Origin of the sequence: Paenibacillus sp. Marseille-P2973, from assembly GCF_018101095.1 — a bacterium.
GTDB classification, from domain to species: Bacteria; Bacillota; Bacilli; order Paenibacillales; family Paenibacillaceae; genus Fontibacillus; species Fontibacillus vini.
In genome coordinates, this window is record NZ_JAGQEH010000005.1 from 70218 (window position 1) to 85241 (window position 15024).

Annotated in this window: 10 protein-coding genes; 4 read left to right on the forward strand and 6 right to left on the reverse strand. The window is 51.3% G+C overall.

Annotated elements, in window-relative coordinates; all coding sequences use genetic code 11:
- Positions 1 to 2: 2 nt before the first annotated feature.
- The 4 genes from KB559_RS12450 to KB559_RS12465 are packed head-to-tail and all read right to left on the reverse strand — an operon-like array spanning position 3 to position 4446.
- Positions 3 to 479, reverse strand: a complete 477-nt coding sequence (locus KB559_RS12450; protein WP_211022263.1) for a prepilin-type N-terminal cleavage/methylation domain-containing protein — start codon at positions 477 to 479, stop codon at positions 3 to 5.
- A 22-nt stretch (positions 480 to 501) separates the two neighbouring features.
- A complete protein-coding gene (locus KB559_RS12455; RefSeq protein ID WP_211022264.1) occupies positions 502 to 1710 on the reverse strand; it encodes a type II secretion system F family protein in 1209 nt (402 codons plus the stop codon).
- A gap of 1 nt (position 1711) precedes the next feature.
- Positions 1712 to 2761, reverse strand: coding sequence for a type IV pilus twitching motility protein PilT (locus KB559_RS12460; protein WP_211022265.1), 1050 nt, complete (start codon positions 2759 to 2761; stop codon positions 1712 to 1714).
- Positions 2758 to 4446 carry a GspE/PulE family protein gene (locus KB559_RS12465; RefSeq protein WP_211022266.1) on the reverse strand — a complete coding sequence of 563 codons (1689 nt, stop codon included), beginning with the start codon at positions 4444 to 4446 and terminating at the stop codon, positions 2758 to 2760. The genes KB559_RS12460 and KB559_RS12465 overlap by 4 nt, the downstream gene beginning before the upstream one ends.
- Positions 4447 to 4710: 264 nt before the next feature.
- Between KB559_RS12465 and KB559_RS12470 the strand changes: the two genes are divergently transcribed.
- The 3 genes from KB559_RS12470 to KB559_RS12480 are packed head-to-tail and all read left to right on the forward strand — an operon-like array spanning position 4711 to position 6961.
- The gene (locus tag KB559_RS12470; RefSeq protein WP_211022267.1) at positions 4711 to 5190 is read left to right on the forward strand and encodes a type IV pilus modification PilV family protein; all 480 of its coding nucleotides are present in this window, start codon (positions 4711 to 4713) and stop codon (positions 5188 to 5190) included.
- Positions 5191 to 5193: 3 nt separating this feature from the next.
- Complete coding sequence (locus tag KB559_RS12475) at positions 5194 to 5679, forward strand: hypothetical protein (protein ID WP_211022268.1); 486 nt, start codon at positions 5194 to 5196, stop codon at positions 5677 to 5679.
- Between the two features lie 10 nt (positions 5680 to 5689).
- Complete coding sequence (locus KB559_RS12480; RefSeq protein WP_211022269.1) at positions 5690 to 6961, forward strand: hypothetical protein; 1272 nt, start codon at positions 5690 to 5692, stop codon at positions 6959 to 6961.
- A 98-nt stretch (positions 6962 to 7059) separates the two neighbouring features.
- Here KB559_RS12480 and KB559_RS12485 read toward each other — a convergent pair whose 3' ends face one another.
- Entirely contained in the window at positions 7060 to 8451 is a 1392-nt protein-coding gene (locus KB559_RS12485) for an L-cystine transporter (protein ID WP_211022270.1), read from the reverse strand.
- A 223-nt stretch (positions 8452 to 8674) separates the two neighbouring features.
- On the opposite strand from KB559_RS12485, the gene KB559_RS12490 reads away from it, so the two are divergent.
- Positions 8675 to 9376, forward strand: a complete 702-nt coding sequence (locus tag KB559_RS12490) for a 4'-phosphopantetheinyl transferase family protein (RefSeq protein ID WP_247681780.1) — start codon at positions 8675 to 8677, stop codon at positions 9374 to 9376.
- Between the two features lie 103 nt (positions 9377 to 9479).
- On the opposite strand, the gene KB559_RS12495 is transcribed toward KB559_RS12490, so the two are convergent.
- Positions 9480 to 15020, reverse strand: coding sequence for a non-ribosomal peptide synthetase/MFS transporter (locus tag KB559_RS12495; protein ID WP_211022271.1), 5541 nt, complete (start codon positions 15018 to 15020; stop codon positions 9480 to 9482).
- Positions 15021 to 15024 lie beyond the last annotated feature (4 nt).

Here is a 15024-nt window from a genome sequence, read left to right on the forward strand (position 1 = left end):
TCTTATTTTCCTCCCTCTGTACCTTCAGCAGGAGTTCCGGTACCTGCTTTACCTTTTTTACCTGATTTTAATTGTTCTGTAGTATAAGTTTCTGTTGATTTATCATCAAAAGCCAGAGTTACTACAACAGCATCCTCAACTCCATAATTAGTCAAGTTTACTGTTGTTCCAGATGCCAGCGCTTTCCCATCCTTTGGATCTGTAATGTTACCTTGGAGATAGTTATTACTCGTAAGCGTTAATAGAGTAACCTCACCGGTAACTTCTCCATTGTTATTTGCAATCGAATACAACTTGGCTGCCTCAAGAATCTGATTTGCAGTCGCAGTCCGCGCATTGTCCTTCGTGTTATTAATCAAACCGGTAATCAACGGTACTGCAATTGCAGCAATAACCCCAATAATAACGATAACGGCAAGCAACTCGATCAATGTTAGGCCTTTTTCTTCTTTTCTTAATCTTTGAATAAGTGCAGTCATTTAGATAACCTCCCAATTGTATTTAGCTTATATTTCCATAAAGGGTCAGCATCGGGATCATAATGGAAGCCATGATGAAGCCCACGACGCCTGCCAAAAGGACGATCATAATCGGTTCGATCAACTGTTTGAGCTTGTCCACGCTGTTCTCGACATCGCGTTCGTAGAAGTCGGCGATTTTGCCAAGCATGGTGTCGATGGAACCGGTCTCCTCCCCGACCACGATCATTTGCGTGACCAGCGGAGGAAAAATCCACGATTTGCGAAAAGGCTCGGATAACGGGCGCCCCTGACGCAACGAGTTCTGGGACTCGTGAATAGTCGCCCCTATTACACGATTACCCACGATTTTCTCCACAATCGCAAGCGATTGGAGAACCGGAACGGCGCTGGCATACAGAGAAGACAAAGTGCGCGTCATTTGGGCGATAGCGCTCTTGCGGTTCAGCAAGCCGAACACCGGAACCTTTAGCTTGAAATAGTCCCAGGCATAAGCTCCTTTCTCCCAGCGGAGAAGAAGATAGACGCCCGCCGCGATCGCCATTGCGACCAGAATCCACATATACCAATGCGTTTCCAGGCTTCGGCTCATGGCTAATGTCATTTTCGTAATGGCCGGAAGCTCGCCGCCCAGCTGCGTGAACATCGACTGGAATCGCGGAATGATGAACTTGAGCAAAAATATGACCACCGCCACGGCCATCACAGCCACGATGAGCGGATACGTCATCGCCGACTTTACCTTTTCCCGGGTATAGTGGGCTTTTTCAAAATATACGGCCAGCCGCTCCAGTGTATCCTCCATACTCCCCGACTCTTCCCCCGCCCGAATCATATGGACGAAGATGGACGGGAAAATCCGGGGATAGGCCGAGATCGCCCCCGAAAAGGTACTTCCCTTCCGAAGCTCGGATGTTACCTCGCTGAGCGTCTTCTTCAGAGCCTTGCTCTCGGATTGCTCGGCCAAGACGGCCGTAGCGTCAACGATCGAGATTCCCGCCCGGATCATCGTTGCAAACTGTCGGCAGAAGACGACAAAATGTTCATTTTTGACCGGACTGCCGATATAAAAGTCTTTATTCCAAACGTTCTCCCGCTTCTCCTGAAGCTTGGTTACGATAAATTGCTGCCGCTTCAGTTCCGCAAGGGCGCTTCCACGGTCAGCTGCCTGAATGACGCCCTTTCGGGTCCGCCCCGCGGGATCTCTGCCCTGATATATAAATTGTGCCATATCACATCTGTCCTTCCGACAAATACTCCCTCGCCGCAGATTCATCTACCGTGCCTTGACGAAGCATTTCCCTGATGTCCATTTCCAAGGTGTGCATGCCGAGCTGAACATTTGTCTGCATGACGCTCTTAATTTGATGCACCTTCTCCGTGCGGATCAGATTGCTTACCGCCGGCGTATTCAGCAGTACCTCAGTAGCGACAAGTCTTCCTTTACCCATCCGGGCCGGAAGCAACCGCTGAGACAATACGATAATCAGCACCGACGCGAGCTGTATCCGTATTTGGCCCTGCTGTTCCGGAGGAAATGCGTCGATAATCCGATCGATCGTTTGCGGGGCATCTGCGGTATGAAGCGTTGCAAAAACCAGATGGCCTGTCTCCGCAGCCGTGATGGCGGTCCGAATCGTTTCCGGATCCCGCATCTCCCCCACCATAATGATATCGGGGTCCTGACGCAGCGCCGCCCGTAGTCCATTGCCGAAAGAGTGGGTATCGAGACCGACCTCACGCTGATTGACAATGGACCGCCCGTGGCGGTGCAAATATTCTATCGGATCTTCAAGCGTAACAATGTGCTTGCTCTGCGTCTTGTTGACATAGTCAATCAAAGAAGCAAGCGTTGTTGATTTACCGCTCCCTGTCGGGCCCGTTACAAGGAAAAGGCCCTGCGGCTTCTGCGCAAGTTTAAGCAACACCGGCGGCAGTTTCAGCGTCTCAAAGGGAGGCACCGTGGGAGATATGACTCGGGCAGCGATACACATCGAGCCTCTTTGCCGGTACACATTAATACGGAATCTGGATATGCCGGGAACCCCATAAGAGAAGTCCACCTCGCCGTTATCCAAAAACTTATTGTACTGGAACTCATTCATAATCGCCCGCGCATACTCCTCCAGCATGGCCGGGGATGCTGCATCCCTGTTCATACGATGCAGCACCCCGTCGATCCGCAATACCGGAGGCGAGTTGACGGTCATATGCAAATCCGATGCCCCTGATTCCTGCGCCTCTGTAAGCAATGAGGCAAAATATTGTTCAGCGTCGCTCATTGCCTCACCTCCTCTTCATCACCGGCTTCACGAAGAATTTCCTGCAGGGTGGTGTGCCCTGCGATCATTTTTTCGATGCCGTCTTCGAACAAGGTTCGCATACCCAGCTTCGCTGCATGTTTGCGAAGTTCCGTAATCGGGGTTCCATTCACGATCGAATCGCGCAATTCATCGTCGATCCAAAGAACCTCGTGAATGGCCATCCGCCCCCGGTACCCGCTTTTGCCGCATGTGCCGCAGCCCTTGCCATGGTGCAGCTTGTCCACCGTGATCCCCAAGCGTTCCAGATAGATCCGCTCCTTGACATCCGGAACGTATGCTGCGGCGCAATCCGGACAAATTCGGCGAACGAGGCGCTGGGCAACCACGCCGATCAGCGAAGAAGAAATAAGATAAGGCTCAACCCCCATGTCCCTTAGACGGACAATGGTGCTGACCGCGTCATTCGTATGAAGCGTCGAAAAGACCAAATGCCCCGTAAGGGAGGCCCGGATCGAGATTTCCGCGGTTTCATAGTCACGAATTTCGCCCACCATGATAATATTCGGATCCTGTCTGAGAATGGAGCGAAGCCCTTTGGCAAAAGTCAGGCCGGCTGCGGGATGAACCTGCATCTGGTTCACGCCCTCCAGCATATACTCCACCGGGTCCTCTATCGTAATGATATTGTTCTGTTCCCGGTTCAAGTGCTGCAGCGCGGAGTACAGCGTGGTCGTTTTACCGCTGCCGGTTGGCCCCGTAAGCAGCACGATCCCATGCTGTTTTTCGATCATTCGCCGAAACAATCCCTGGTTGTGCTCGGTCATTCCGAGCTTGTCCAAGGCCTTAACTCCCGTAGCAAGATCGAGCAGCCGCATGACGACCTTCTCTCCGTGTACCGTCGGCAACGAAGAAATCCGGATATCGATCTGCTTGCCGTCGATCATCATCTTGATTCGCCCGTCCTGGGGAAGCCGGCGCTCGGCGATATTCAGATTCCCCAAAATTTTCAGCCGGGCCGTGATAACGCCTTGCATCGTTTTGGGAATCGACCGTTCGCTCCGCAGCATCCCGTCGATCCGGTACCGGATCGCCACTTGGGTATCCATCGGATCAACGTGAATATCACTCGCTCCCAGCCGAACGGCCTGCTCGATCATCTGATGGACAAGCCTTACGACCGGGGACTCCTCGTCCGTAATGACGGACTGCTCCACTTCAATCGGTCCATCTCCGGACCCCAGATCCTTGATCATTTCATTCATGGAGTCCTGCAGACCATACAAACGCGCAATTCCACGCTGCAGCTCGCCGCGAGAGATGATCGCCGGCTCAATCGTAAACCCGGTGCTCATCCGTAAATCATCAATGACGAACAAATCCAAAGGGTCTGCCATAGCAACCATCAACTTCCGGCCATCTACGCGGATCGGCATCACCTGATATCGTTTGGCCATCGTTTCAGGAATAATTTGGCTTAGTTTAGGGTCGATTTGAAACCTTGACAATGTAACATGCGGAATGCCAAGCTGGAATTCCAGCACTTCGATCAATTGATGCTCTGTAAGAACTCCCTGTGACAGCAAAACGTCACCGAGCTTTTTTTTGGTGCTTCGTTGCTCTTCGAGTGCGGTTTGTAATTGCGCTTCCGTAATTATCCCGGATTCAAGAAGAAGTTCACCCAGACGTTTTTTGATCGTGTACATGTTTCACACCCTCTTATTTGAGTAGAAATATCTAGTAATTACAGGCGGAGACTGAATCGTAGTCAGAAATGATTAACAAGATTACGTAGGGTACTATAATTGAGGAAAATAATAGTAAACAGCATTTGTAATGATTATATACCTTTTGACTTATTGATGCTATTATAAAATAGTACATTTTACCTATTTTTCTAACAATTCTCCTTCTGATGAATCAAGTTTCGACACTACATCTATGAACACCGATGAGAGCGAGGAATTGTAATGAATAAGTTACATCTGCGCACAAAAAAATCCCTAGGATCCACGATCGCTAAGGAGGATGGCTTGACGCTGATTGAAGTAGCGATAGCGTTAGTTATAATCTCGATCGTCAGTTTATATTTTCTATCCTATTTTACGAACAGCGAGGCTCAGAGCAAACTGACCAACCAAAAGCTGTCGGCCACCCATCTCGCCAATGCCGAGCTGCACAAAGTCCAGGCAATGCCCTTTAACGATCTGGAGGGGCGACTAACCGCTTCCAACTGTACGCAGCTTCCCGAGCAAACCAGTAATGAAATTTATGTCATTGACACGCAAATATGCCGAAACCATCCTAAATATACCTCAAACCCTGATGTTTTGTACATTACTATTACAACTTCTTGGGCTCCAGATAAAGACCAGCCAGGACAATACAAGCACAAAGTCTCGATCGTCGGCGCAGCCAAAAAGAACTATGCGATTGACGGGGGGAAATAAACTATGAACAGCCGGACCTTTAACTTCCGCAAAGAAGACGGACTCACCCTGGTTGAATTGCTCGCCGCTCTATCCTTGGCGGGGCTGCTTTTGATACTTATCTCTACCATTCTATCAACCTCGCTTCTCGCTTATGGAAGAGTCAATCACGAAACCGAGCTCAGAAACAAGGCTATCACTCTGAGCGCCGCACTACAGGCCAAGCTAAAGAATACTGTCTCCGTCTCATCTCCGGATATGTCATCTATCAATGCTGAGGTCATAACAGATGTGATGAGTGATAGTAGTTCACCAGTGTCCTTAACCTTAAAAGACGGTGGCTTGTATGACAAAAACGGAAAGCTTTTTAGCGATAGTGAGCTTGATTTGACGGGCTCTTATTTTATCAAAGCTAATAAAGAATTACAGATTCATCTATGGTGCCGCCTCGCCGGCGAGAGCAAGATGGAACCCCTTTATTTGTTCGTCTCGATCAAATTAATTTCGTGAGGTGATAGAAATGAAGCTGAAGAGCGGCAAAAACGAACAAGGCTACGCCCTCATATCCGCCCTATTTCTTATCGTCATACTGGTCGTCATCGGCACGCTTGTCATGCGCAACGTAACGAACTCCCAAGGGATGGTCAACGTTTCCTCCGACCTGATGGCTGCACAAGCCGATGCAGAGACCAAGCTTCTTGTGAAACTTGCTGAAGTCCGGGGCGCTGTAATGACCTTGAAAGAAGAAGAGAAAATAACTCTTAAAATGGTTGGAAATAAAGTTCAAGAGGCAGCCTCACCCTATCTGGATGAGCGGACTATTAATTTGGATGAAGAGAAATTGAAATACTCCGCTGTCATCACTATGGAAGGAAGATCGGGAAAAATCACCCAAACCGCAAGTAAAAAGATTGAAATTACGTTGTCTTACGTGCCGAAGGATCCTCCTACAGGCGGTGGAAACGGCGGATATGCCGTAGTGAGCCAAGGGGCGGTGATGCTGAACGGCGGCATTATCGAAGGTAATGTTTATGTGGCTGGAGGGTTTCATAATAATAATTCCACGATCAAAGGGCAGGTCCTTACGTCGACTTCTTCCGTGCAAGGAATTACTCTACCGGAGAGAGTCGAGGTCACTAGCCTTATTGCCAAAGTGGACCAAGAGGCTAGTAAAATTAAAGGTTCTTTACCGGCCCAACCTTCCGAGCCTGATAATGAAGTTAAACAGAGTATGAATTACTCTACTTCAAAGTCATTAAAATCTTTTAAATTGATGCAAAAGACTTCAATAACTGTTGACGGGGATCTGCTTATCACCGGTGAGCTTACGATGGAATCCGGCTCCACGATCACGGCAACCGGCAATATAATTATCGAAGGAAACCTCCTCGTGAACGGAGGAGAAGTTCATCTCAATGCCGGCTCCGGTAAATTTATCAGGGTAAAAGGAACGACCAATTTCAACAGCGATCCGAAGGTGATTATCTCGGGAACTCTGTATACGAATCACATCAATCTGCACGGAACCCTGCTGGCCGGGAATGTTTATGTCGGAGGCTCCACTACAGGTACGTTATCCGGTTATAATCAGTTCGCTTTATATGACGCCGGCGCGCTCGTTATGGGTGGTAAAAACAAAGCCGAGTTAACAGGCCTTCTGTACTCCAACGGTTCGATTACCCTCAACGGAAATAGTGATCTTACTATCCACGGCGGAGGTTCCAGCTCCACTCCGGAACCAAGCGAACCTCAAGAAATATATTTTGACGAAAAAAACATGGTTATTGAATAGGTATCCCAACCAGTATTTCCAACCACATCATCAGGCTTCTCCATCGCAAATAAATAAACAGCCCGGAGCACTCTGCTCCGGGCTGTTTATTATATTTATTAAGCCTGCACGACATCCAGATCCACGTTCCGCTTGAACACGTCCTGATCGTTCTCGCCGAGTACCTTGCCGGTGATGACGCCGGCCGTAATCGAGTCGTTGACGTTGAGCGCCGTACGGCCCATGTCGATCAATGGTTCAACGGAGATCAGCAAGCCTGCAAGAGCTACCGGCAGGTTCATCGTGGACAACACGATCAGCGAGGCGAAGGTTGCGCCGCCGCCCACGCCGGCTACTCCGAAGGAGCTGACTGTGACGACCAGGATCAGCGTCAGGATGAAATCCCAGCTGAGCGGGTCAATGCCGACGGTCGGTGCGATCATGACGGCCAGCATGGCCGGGTAGATACCGGCGCAGCCGTTCTGGCCGATCGTTGCCCCGAACGAGGCTGACAGGTTGGCGATGCCTTCCGGCACGCCCAGACGCTTAGTCTGCGTTTCCACATTCAGTGGAATAGTCGCGGCGCTGGAACGCGATGTAAAGGCAAATACGAGCGTTGGCAGTACTTTTCTCACGTATTGTACCGGATTGTATCCGAACAGTGCCAACAGAATCAAATGAATGATGAACATTACGATCAAGGCGACGTACGAAGCGCCCACGAACTTGATCAGCTTCAGAATTTCTTCCGGATTCGTCGTAGCGACCGTGTTGGTGATCAGCGCCAGAATCCCGTAAGGCGTCAGCCTGAGCACCAGCGTTACGATTCGCATAACGACCGCGTAAACCGCGTCTACTATTTTACGGAAGGTGTCCGCTTGTTCCGGTTTCTTTTTATCCAAGCCCAGAACGGCTACTCCAATAAATGCTGAGAAAATAACGACCGCAAGCGTCGAAGTGCTGCGCGCTCCCGTCATATCCGCGAAAGGATTGGTTGGGATGAAATCCAGTATTTGCTGAGGAATCGTTTTATCGGCTACATCTCCCACGCGTTCCTCAAGCTTCGCTCCACGAGCTTGTTCCTTCTCGCCGGCTTCGATTTCGATCGCTTTCAGATCAAAGCTCAAGCTGGTTACGATACTAACTGTTGCGGCAATTGCCGTCGTTATCAAAAGCACCGCGATGATGAGACCGGTCATTTTACCGAGGTTTTGCTTTCCCTTCAGCTTCATGATCGCCGAGATAATCGATACCATAATCAGAGGTACAACGATCATTTGCAGCAGTCCGACATATCCGCGTCCCACCAGGTTGAACCAGTCCGTAGACTTGGCCAGCACTTCTGAATCCGCCTGGTAGATCAACTGAAGGATAACTCCGAAGACCAAGCCGAGGCCCAGACCGGTAAACACCCGCTTTGTAAAAGATATATGCTTCTTCTGCATCCACAGAAGAACGCCTAGCAGCACGAGCATAACGGCCACGTTAATGATAATTCTCAATGTTTCCATCTTCCGATTCCCCCTATAGAACCTATGAATGTTGATGACTGCAGTATGACTGATCAGTTTCACAGACGTATCATAACACATATACAAGTAATTTTATAGGATTAATTTATTTAGAAAATTTCCTGCTAATTATTACCCATAAATTAGGTGATAAATACATAGCGGTAATCGTTTGGTATACTATCTATATTGGAAAATTCCGATCCGAAATAGGAGAAAAAGTATGAGTATGATCCAAGTTTACGGCGTTAAACTGACTCAGGAGCCTGATCCGCTGCTGGAGCACAAACTCCTTGAGGCGTTGCCAATTGAGAAACAGGAGAAAATCCGCAGGTTCTTTCACCGGGCTGACGCTTTGCGCTGTATGACGGCCGACATTCTGTCCCGGTATATGATATGCCGGACTCTCGCTATTAAAAACAGCGAAATCCAACTACATGTGAACCCTTTCGGTAAACCGCTGTTATCCGGGAACACCGGATGTCATTTCAATCAATCCCATTCGGGGCAATGGATTGTCGGCGCCCTTTCGGCCTCTTCTTGCGGCATCGATGTGGAAGAAATCCGCGAACCGGATATGGACGTGGCGGAGCATTGCTTTGCGGAACAGGAATTTCGCGATTTACAAAAGGTACCCGCCGACCGCAGAGCAGAGTATTTTTTCGACTTGTGGACGCTTAAAGAAAGCTACGTTAAAGCTTCCGGGTTCGGCTTGTCGGTCCCCCTCAATTCCTTTGCCATCCGAAAACAACCTACCGGCATCTCGCTGAATACGGAGCAAGAATTTCGGAATTGCCGCTTCAAGCAATATTCTATAGATCCTGCCTATAAATTATCTGTTTGTGCGGAAGGCGGTAATTTCCCCGAGCATGTGGAACTTATCGGTCAAGAGCAGCTTTATATTGATTTTATGAATTATTTATAGCAAAAATTATTAATAGCATTATTAAAAACAGACTACCCCGGGCATTGACATGCCGAGGTAGTCTGTTTGAGTTAATTGGAACAGTACAATCTAATCTTTCGCATCATACTTCCAACGAATGTCCGGAGGCCACGGAGGAAGGATTATTTCTCACCTGGCTATCCAGCCGGGCTTGCAAAGTATCCCGGTCCTCAATGATCGCATCGGGCACGGCATCCTCCATGTCGTCTTCCATGTTGCGTAGCGGCTTAAAGTTAAAGCCGGCAATCGCCCAGCCCATGACAAGGACGCCGACGCAAATGATTAACAGCCCAATCCCCCGGCCCTGACCTGCGCCAATAATCGGCCCCAACACGCCGGCGAGCGCACCTCCAGGGTTCATCGCCGTGTTGAACACAGAGTCGGCCAACGTACCGGCAAGCAGGTAACCTATCGGCATGCTGGACATCGCGATCATCTGGTTCGTCGCCAGCACCCGGCCCTGAAGCTCCAGTCCCACTTTGGTCTGAATCAGTGACTGCCAGTGCGTGTTTACGAGAGTCACGGAGAACCAGATTCCGAACACTCCTGCGGCGGTGAGGATGACATTGGGACGAAGTCCGGCAAGGATCATGAAGAGCCCCTCCAGAATAACGAAGCCGACCATCCCCGTCGCCATTCGTTTGGTTCCGCCCCAAATACTCATTAATAACCCGCCGGTCATCGCGCCGATGGCACCCAGCGTAGTCACCGCTGCAAGATCCGGCGCCGAGCCGAAGGACAATACCAACGGCTGGATCAGCACGGTAGCCAGGCCGAACAAAATGTTACCTATTAAGAAAAAGGCGATCATATACATCATACCCGGCCGTTTGACAATAAACTTCCATCCCATCAGCACTTCTTTCACGAACGTTTCTTCTCTTTTACGGAAAAGGGTGTTCGGGAATCTTACGATAGCAAGCGTTGCAATCGCCACTACGAAACTCAGAAAATCGAGAATAAAAATGTTGGCCATTCCGATGGTAGAGTACAACGCGACACCGACCAACGGGGCTATCATTTCGCTGCTTGAGCTGGCCAGCTGCACGATACCGTTCGCATGTCCCAGATACTGCTTCGGAATAATCTGCGCGATCGAAGCAACAAAGGCGGGACGGTGGAATGACCGGGCCACGGAACCGACTGCGGAGGTCACGTAGATATGCCAGATTTCAAGCGATCCGGTAGCCATTAGCACCGCCATTACTGCGATAGGGACCGCCATCATAATATCGCTAAACAGCATTACCAGCCGCCGGTCGTAACGGTCAACGATCGCGCCCGCAATCGGCAGAACCAGAATGCCGGGAATGAGCGAAGCGGAGGAAATGGCGGCAAAATCCCCCACGGCTCCGGTCTGGGCGAATACCCATACCCCTAGCGCAATACCTGTGAGTCCGGATCCAAGAACCGAAAACAACTGACCGAAAATAACCAGGAAAAACATATTCAGATTCGGGACTGCCGGTTTCTTTTTGGCAACCGTGCGCTCCGCACCTTTCGCTCTCTGGGGCGAATTTGTCCCTGGAGACGGTTCGTCCTTTTCAAGGACGATATCATGAATCCAGCGGGTCACTTGATCCGCCTGATGCTTGATAAAATAATGTCCGGATTTCGGAATCACGATCAGATCCACCCGGTCGCTGAAATACTCCCATTCTTTGTACCGTTCCTCATACAACTCGGTGGCCCGGTCCTTTTCACCGATGACGCAGGTGACGGGACAACTGAGCTTCGGCCACCCTTTCTCCGCATATGCACCTGTATAATAGTCTTCGCTCTCCCGGGCGTCATGCCGCAGACAGCGGATCATGAAATCCCGCTCCTCAAGGTCCTCCACCTCCGTAAATCCGCCGAGCGCCTTGAGAAAGGCGTGATACGACTTATTTGACATGCTGCGGTCGGACGGGAAGAGCTTGGAATACCAGTCAAAGAACCGGCCGGGAATGCGGGCAATCGGGAAGGTTCCGCCCAGAAATACCCGCAGCAGCGGGTACTGCTCCTCATCAAGCTGTCTTGCGATTTCCATCGTCAGGGCGCCGCCCACACAGTGCCCGTACAGCACAACAGGACCTTTCACCGCATGTTTAATCTCCTCGATGCACTGGCGTGCCACTTCCCGGATAGACAGCAGCGGCTCATCCTTGCGGCTGTAATCGTGACCGGGCAAATCCAGTGCATACAGGTCAATGTTCTCCGGCATTTGCACGGCCAGCGGCTGATACGTAATGGCGCTGCCTCCCGCATAAGGAACGCACACCAGCGAGAAATCGGTCCGGTTCTCCGGGCGATGCTGCGTCAGCTTGTGCAGCAAGTGACGGTCCGAAGGCTTTCCGGCGTCGATATATTCGGCCAAGGTCCGGACGGTCGGATGCTTGAAGAAATCCATGATACCGATCCAGTCGCCCAGCCGTCTTACCGCCTTCAGAGCCTTGAACGATTCGCCGCCCAGTTCGAAAAAGCCGTCGTCTATGCCGAACGTCTCCAGGCCTAGAATGTCCTTCCATACTTCATACACGGCTTTTTCCGTGGCCGTCCGCGGGGCTTCGCCCCCGTTCCCTGCTCCCGCCATGTTTGGAAGCTCCATGGCGTCCAGTTGAGAAACGTCTACTTTACCGTTCGGGTTCAAAGGAAGGGCGTCCAGTTCCACGATCAGAGCAGGAATCATATACTCCGGCAACTTATCCTTAAGCAGCCGTTTGAGCTCGGCAAGCGGCTGCTCAACCTCCGAATCTCGCCTGTAAACCAGATAGGCGACGATCTTTTTCTCTCCGGCAGCAGTCTCCTTAAGCCGGACGGCGGCATCGGTGACAAAAGCAAATGAAGTCAGTACCGCTTCGATTTCCCCCAGCTCGATCCGGTAACCGCGAATTTTAATCTGGCGGTCCATCCGGCCTACGATTTCCACGGCGCCATCAAGCAAATAGCGCACCCGATCGCCTGTCCGGTACAAAGTACCTCCCCCATCATCCGCTACGAACGGATTCGACAGGAAACGTTCCTTCGTCAGCTCCGGCCTGCCGTGATATCCCCGGGCAACCCCGGAGCCGCCGATATACAGCTCCCCGGGCACTCCAACCGGCACCGGCCGGAGCCTGCCGTCGAGGATATAGCGGCGCACATTGCCGAACGGATAGCCGATCGGCACATGGGCAGACCGGTGTTCCGGTACCTCATCCGGAATCCGGTAGGCGAAGGCCGATACAGTCGTCTCCGTCGGACCATAATGATTTTCCAATCTGACATCCGGACGTAACGCTTTGATGGTTCTCACAGTTTCCCAGCTTAAAGCTTCACCCGCTAAAATCAGAATTTTCCGCGGAATGACCTTTTCGGGATTCACAGCCTCAAGCAGCACCTCGAAATGACTCGGTACCACCTTCATCACATCGATCGCATGGTTTCCGAAGTAGCCCGCCACCCCGTCAGGATCGCAGGACAGCTCGTAAGACAGTACATGCAGTGTGCCGCCGGTACATAAAGCGCCGAACACATTACTCATCCCGAGATCCGCCGCGAAGGTCGAAGCCATGGCGAAGCTAAGCGGCTCCGTTAAATCCAGACGGCCGATGAACCCCTGGATGTAGTTGTGGAACTGGGCCAGTTCCACTGCGACCCCTTTCGGAGCCCCGGTCGTTCCGGAGGTGAACACCATATACATCAGATTGGACGCATCCGTTGCCAACACCGGATTATCGTCACCGAAAGATTGCAACGTGCTATTCGAGACCGGTTCGTCCATAACAAAGACGGTGATATCGGATCCCGGCAGTTCGAGGTCCATGGCTACTTTGCTCTGTGTCAGAAGCATCCCCATGCCGGACTGGAGCACCATGGAAGCCAGCCGATCTTTTGGATACGAAGGATCCAATGGCACAAAGGCGCCTCCCGCTTTCAGCACGGCGAGCATAGCGATGACGAAATCTGCGGAGCGCTCCATGTAAATACCTACCGTCACTTCAGGCCCGATCCCCTGATTGCGGAGGTAATGGGCCAGGCGGTTGGCGCGCGAATTCATTTCCCCGTACATGCAGGAAATCCCCTCAAACACCAGGGCCGGATGATTCTCCCTGGCGGCTGCCTGCGCCTCGATTTGCGAAACGACATGAAATCCATCTACATAGTCAGCCGTATCTCCAACCCATTCTTCAAGCAATTGAAGACGCTCTCCACCGGTAAGCAGCTGTATATCGGCAAGTACCTGATCCGGAGATGCGCAGGTACTGTCGAGCAAATGAACATAGTGGTCAAGCATTCTTTGCACGGTCGATTCCAGGAACAGGTCCACACTGTATTCCACCTGCAAATTATGTGCATTAGCCGAAAAGGTGAGGTCGAACTTCGAACTGTTCGTGGGCACCGAACTGCTGAACCGGAGCGGAAACTCCTCCGCCTCCTCCCAACCCACATGCATGTTCTGCAGGACAAACATCACCTGGAACAAGGGGCTGCGGCTTAAATCCCTATCGATCGTCAACAATTCGATCAGCTTGTCCAACGGGAAGTCCTGATGCTCCTGCGCCTCAAGCGCGAGCTGCTTGACCTGCCGCACCGTCTCGCGGAAGGTGGAAGACTCGTCAAGCCGAATTCGAATCGGTAGCGTGTTTACGAAAAACCCGATGTTCGGCTCGATTTGCTCCATACTGCGATTCGCCGTCGGGGAACCGATGATCAGATCGGTTTGCCCGGTATAACCGTACAGAAGCACCGCGTATGCGGCGAGTAACAGCATGTAAGGCGTGACATCTTCGTCTCTGCACCATGCCTGCAACCGGGAATGGAACCCCTCCTGGAGCGGCTTGATGATATGAGCGCCACGGGAAGACTTCACCGGCGGGCGCGGCAGATCGGTCGGAAGCTCCAGCACCGGAAGTTCTCCCTGGAATTGGCGGAGCCAGTATTCCTTATGGTAATCCAGCTCCGGTCCCTCCATGAATTTCCGTTGCCAGACTGCATAATCGGCGTACTGTATAGCCAAAGGCGGTTTCTCCATAGCCGGAGCCAGACTCCGGCCTAACGCCATGTAAGCCTCTTGAATTTCGCTCATGATAATGCCGAGCGACCAACCGTCGCATGCGATATGATGAATATTCAGCAATAAGTAATGATCCTGCTCGCCCAACTTGAATATATAAGCCCGGATGGGCAGCTCACTCTCCAGTTGAAAAGGGATAGCGGACTTCTGTCTAACCATCGCTTCCAACTCAGCACTTCGTTCTCCCCCATCGAGATGATAAACCGGCAAGTCCAACGGTGTGAAGGGCTGAACCACCTGAACCGTCTCTTCTCCCGAGGCTTTATAAGTCGTACGCAAAATTTCATGACGCTCAATAAGCTGGTTTACGGCTTGCTTCAGCCGGTGAATATCGAGTTCCACCGGGATATTGAACAAGCAAGGAATGTTGTATGCCGGGCTGTCCGGCTCCCACTGATACATGAACCAGAGTCGTTCTTGGGAATAAGAAAGCGGAAATTCATGAAAAAAACGGGGGCCAACCCGGGGCAGCGGCTCGATGACCGGTCTGGTCCTCGCCTGTCCCGTTCCCTTGGCTTTGATCTTATCCAGCAATTGCTTCCGCTTGTCCGGCGGCAGCATGCCGATCCGTTCCATCAACTCGCTCAAAGGC